The sequence below is a fragment of the Microbacterium sp. Leaf351 genome (genome assembly GCF_001423825.1).
GTDB lineage: Bacteria > Actinomycetota > Actinomycetes > Actinomycetales > Microbacteriaceae > Microbacterium > Microbacterium ginsengisoli.
Map to the genome: position 1 here is coordinate 87,391 of NZ_LMPK01000036.1, position 525 is coordinate 87,915.

Annotated in this window: 1 protein-coding gene; it reads right to left on the reverse strand. The window is 73.3% G+C overall.

What is annotated here, in order from left to right; all coding sequences use genetic code 11:
* The coding region (gene rsmH / locus ASG00_RS18470) for a 16S rRNA (cytosine(1402)-N(4))-methyltransferase RsmH (protein ID WP_442922656.1) at positions 1–525 on the reverse strand (525 nt) is incomplete at both ends.

The window sequence follows — 525 nt, forward strand, 5'->3', positions numbered from 1 at the left end:
GATCGATGGGCGCGTCGCTACGCGCGGCGACGATCGCGCGCGCGTAGCGTCCGGCGAGCTTCTCCTCGCCGTAGCGCTCGAAGATGCGGCGGAGGTCGCCTTCGCCGTAGCCGGCCAGCACATCGGCCGCGGTGACGCCGGCGGACTGATCCATGCGCATGTCGAGGGGCGCGTCCCGCGCGTAGGCGAAGCCGCGGTCGACCTCGTCGAGCTGCAGCGAGGAGACGCCGAGGTCGAACAGCGCACCATCGATGCGTGCGATGCCGTTCGCGGCGAGGGCCGCGGGGAGGCCGTCGTAGACCGTGTGGACGAAGATGACGCGGTCGGCGAAGGGTGCCAGGCGTTCGGCGGCGATCGCGAGTGCGTCGGTGTCCCGGTCGAGACCGACCAGGCGCACGCGCGGGTGGCGCTCGAGGAGCGCCTCGGCGTGACCGCCCATGCCGAGCGTCGCGTCGACGACGACCGGCGCGTCGGCCTGGAGCGCAGGCGCGAGCAGCTCGAGGCAGCGCTCGAGCATGACGGGGG